4 protein-coding genes are annotated in these 4,068 nt (G+C 42.2%); all 4 read left to right on the forward strand.

All coding sequences use genetic code 11. The annotated features are described in order from the left end of the window. Positions 1–260 precede the first annotated feature (260 nt). Positions 261–425 (forward strand): FibroRumin family radical SAM-modified Cys-rich RiPP, encoded by a 165-nt coding sequence (locus CUS_RS18920; protein ID WP_002846933.1) that lies wholly within the window; start codon positions 261–263, stop codon positions 423–425. After that, positions 426–584, forward strand: a complete 159-nt coding sequence (locus CUS_RS18925) for a FibroRumin family radical SAM-modified Cys-rich RiPP (RefSeq protein WP_002846934.1) — start codon at positions 426–428, stop codon at positions 582–584. Further along, positions 578–1,984: a FibroRumin system radical SAM peptide maturase gene (locus tag CUS_RS00745; RefSeq protein ID WP_002846932.1), complete on the forward strand. Its 1,407-nt coding sequence runs from the start codon at positions 578–580 to the stop codon at positions 1,982–1,984. The genes CUS_RS18925 and CUS_RS00745 overlap by 7 nt, the downstream gene beginning before the upstream one ends. Further along, positions 1,977–4,068, forward strand: a 2,092-nt coding sequence (locus tag CUS_RS00750) for an ATP-binding cassette domain-containing protein (protein ID WP_002846935.1), incomplete at its 3' end; no start/stop codon positions are given. The genes CUS_RS00745 and CUS_RS00750, both read left to right, overlap by 8 nt.

Here is a 4,068-nt window from a genome sequence, read left to right on the forward strand (position 1 = left end):
CGATTCATTCACGCATCGCTAAATTCTGCATAGCTACGCAGTTTTGAAAGAGTTTTGGTAACTCTATCAACTTCAGACATATAGTATCAGAATTCACGCAAAGCCTGATATTTCAATGCGTTTGTGCAACTTTTACGGCGGATGAATATTTCGTAAGTATCGAGATATTGACTTTTTCCATTTTTTGTGCTACAATATACTTGAATTATAGCATCTTGGCTTGCCGAGTGCTGTAAAATAATGTATAAGGAGCGTTGACTATGATTTCGTATGATACTAATGCTTATTCGATGATGCTCGGTAACATTGCGGACGAGTTCATGAACGCTGCTGCTTGCATCGGTCAGTGTACAGGTTGCAAGTGTAGCTGTAAATGTTCTTGCAGCAAAAGAGAAGATGAAACTTTTGAATGGGAGGAATTCTAAATGAGCGCTAATACTGAGATGTACATGGAGATGTTCGGTAATATCAACGAGCAGAACATGGCTATGGCTAAGTGTGCCTGTGTTGCTTGCAACTCTTGCACCTGTGCTTGTTCTTGCCGTGCTGTTCCTGAGTTCGAGGACGGAGAGTTTGAATGGTAAATATATCTCGTTTCACACACAAGTATGAGGTCGGAGATGCGGTGGCTCTGTACCACTCATTGAGAATGAAACCTGTGTACTTATCACGAGATACCTACGAGAGCTTGCAAACTTGGATTGCAAGCTCTTGTTGTAATCAGATAAGTGACGCACCTGAATCCATCGCAAAAGAAGTAGCTGAGCTGGCAAGATGGAAGATACTTACGCAATCCGAGGACGAAGATGACAAGGTACTGCGTTTCGTAAAGTCTCGTATGCCCAAGCCTGCGATCAGTATATGCTACTTCATTCTCAGTGAGCAATGTAATCTTGCTTGTAAATACTGCTTCTTGGGTAATAACGATAAGGAAAAGCGTCATAATTTCTCATCTGAGAACATGACAACCGAAACTGCCGATAAAGCTATCGAGTTCTTTATTCGACAGATGAAGGCATCAGGGTTAGACAGCGAAGATAATCAGGCAGCTATCATATTCTATGGTGGCGAGCCTATGGTCAACTATCCCGTACTGAAATATGTTGCCAACAAAATCAACAGTTTGCGTTCGACCGAGAAATGCCTGAAAAATGCTGAGTTGTCTATGGTCACAAACGGACTCCTTCTCACCGAAGAACGGATTATAGAGCTTCGTGATTTAGGAGTGTCCATTGCGATCTCTATTGACGGTGTTACAGAAGAAGCCAATGCTATGCGTGTAGATGTTGCAGGCAATCCTGTTTTCAGCCGGATTCTTGAAACATTGGACAAGTGCAAGAAACTGGGAGTCAATGTTTCACTGTCGGTAACATTGAGTGAAGAAACCGTCAAGGATACGCAGAATGTATTAAAGCTAATTGATGAATACGGCATCAAGTCTCTTGGCTTCAACATCATGATGTCAAGCGACACCTTTGTACTTCCCCAGAGCTATAATGAATTGGCAGCTCAGTTTATTATTGACGAGTTTGTCGAGCTGAGAAAAAGAGGTATCTACGAAGACCGCATGATGCGTAAGCTAAAAGCCTTTACTAAGGCATCGGTCTATTTTTCGGATTGCGGAGCAACAGGTGGAGGTCAGATCGTAGTATCTCCGAACGGTCAGGTAGGTATCTGTCATGGTTGCCTGTTTGATAAAAAATACTTCGTATCCAATATCTCTGATGATGATTTCGTAGCAATAGACGATCCCACCTTCATTGAGTGGTCAAAGCTCACCCCTCTTAACAACGAGGAATGCTACTCATGTCCTGCCCTCGGTATATGTGGCGGAGGATGTCCTATCAACGCTATGAATCTCAAACCTGGCAATACGATACACTCCATAGATGAGCGTTTCTGCGTTCACTCCAAAAAAACGCTTGAATTCTTCATAAATGACCTTTACAGACTAATTACGAAAGGTAGTGGCGCAGATGAGTGACACTATTGATGTATGGGGAGTTGAAACCAACAACCTCAAAAACATTGATGTCAGCCTTGAAAAGCACGCTATCAATCTAATTATCGGACCGTCTGGCAGCGGCAAATCTTCGCTTGCCTATGACACTGTGGCTCAGATCGGTCAGCATGAGTTTATGTCTATGTTTGCCGATAATGCTTCTGATCCAACCTATAAGGTAAAAGGCTATCGCAACATGGTGGCTGCTGTTCCGCTGAAGCAAGCCAATTATAACAATAATATGCGGTCTACCATCGGGACATATTTCGGCATCAATAGGTATATCGGATTTATATTTTCTGTTATATCAGGCGTTAGCGAAGATTTCTTTGTACTGAACAAGGAGAGCAATCTGTGTGAAGTATGTCACGGCTTCGGAACTGTAAAGGAGCTTGATGTTAACAAGCTGATAAGTTTTAATACCAAGCTCAAAGATGATCCCGTAAGATGCTGGGACAGATATAAAGATTTCTATCGCAGTATCATTGAGAAGTTTTGCACTGAAGTCGGCATTGATCCTAACAAGACCTTTAGAGAACTTTCTGAGGAAGAAAGGCATACATTCCTCTATGGGGAAAGCAAGGCAAAGTATCAGATCCTCTATCATAAGGTGAACTCTAAATCAAGCCGTACCACGAAGTTTTACGGCGTGATGCGTGAGAAACCTCTCATTGTTGGTGCAAGCATAAGTGATAAATACTATTCCGATACGGTATGTCCGTGCTGCCGAGGAAAGAAATATGCTTCTTCTCATGACGAAATCAAGGTCGGCGGCCTATCTATCGGAGAATACATGATTACTCCTTTCGCCGATCTGTTAAAAGTGAATAAGGCTATCAGAAAGCACAGTAAGAGTGCATCACTGACCTTTGCATTAGATGCTATTGATACATTTTTGCAGCGAGCTATTGATTTTAATCTTGGATACCTGTTCTTCAATCGTTCTATCCCAACGCTTTCAGGCGGAGAGCTTCAGCGACTGCGTATGGTGCAGGTATTTAACACTCAGTTGACTGATCTGCTGATTGTTCTTGATGAACCGTTAGGCGGCTTATCGGGCAAAGAGAGAAAGAAAATTTATGATAGCATTATCGAACTTAAAGAGAAGCATACACTTGTGATCGTAGATCATAGCGATATATTTGTAAAATCAGCTCGGACAATCGTTGCACTTGGCGAAAAAAGCGGTAAAAACGGCGGTTATCTGATTGATGCACAGAGTTATATCAAGAAACAGAAAGTTCCTATGCCGAAACCAGAACATACTCTCGGTTCGCCCATAAGAGTTGTATTAAACAGTAAGATATATCAGTATAACGGTGTTGATATTGAGCTGTCAGAAGGTTGCCTTAACCTTATCACAGGCGCATCTGGAATCGGTAAATCGACCTTGATCAGAGAATACTTCCCGCAGTTCTTTGAGAGTTATGCTTATGTGAACCAGCGCCCGATATTAGGCAATAAAAACTCAAATGTGGCTACCTCATTGGACATAGCTACTGAGATATTCAGTACATTTGCAAAAAAATTCAAGAAAGACAAGAATTATTTTTCAAACAACACAGGAAACGAAGGCTGCTGTCCCTCGTGTTTAGGTGCAGGCTATATCGAATACGGTAGCGAAAAGACTTCTGTACTGCGTCTTGAATGTGCCGACTGTGCTGGAACGGGCTTTAACAAGGATTTGGCTAAGCATAAAATCAATGGGCAATCCATATTTGATATATGGAGAATGACCGTAGATGAAGCAGCGGAGTTTTTTAAGGATATTAACCCTAAGATAACTACAGCTTTGCAGGATGCTTCGTCTATCTTGTTGGGGCATCTGCTAATTGGTCAGCCTACCTCTACCTTGTCAGGCGGCGAAAACATACGAATAAAGCTCCTGAAACTGCGGAACTCAAGATCTGATGTTCTCGGCATTGATGAGCCGTTTAAGGGACTGAGCCTAACAGAAATACACAGCGTAGTTTCGTTCCTTATGGGTATGATAGCAAAAGGAAAAACAGTTGTTGTCATAGATCATAACGAAGAAGCCTTCCCATACTTCGCAAAACACATCGAGC

Origin of the sequence: Hominimerdicola alba 8 (genome assembly GCF_000178155.2) — a bacterium.
Lineage (GTDB): Bacteria > Bacillota > Clostridia > Oscillospirales > Ruminococcaceae > Hominimerdicola > Hominimerdicola alba_C.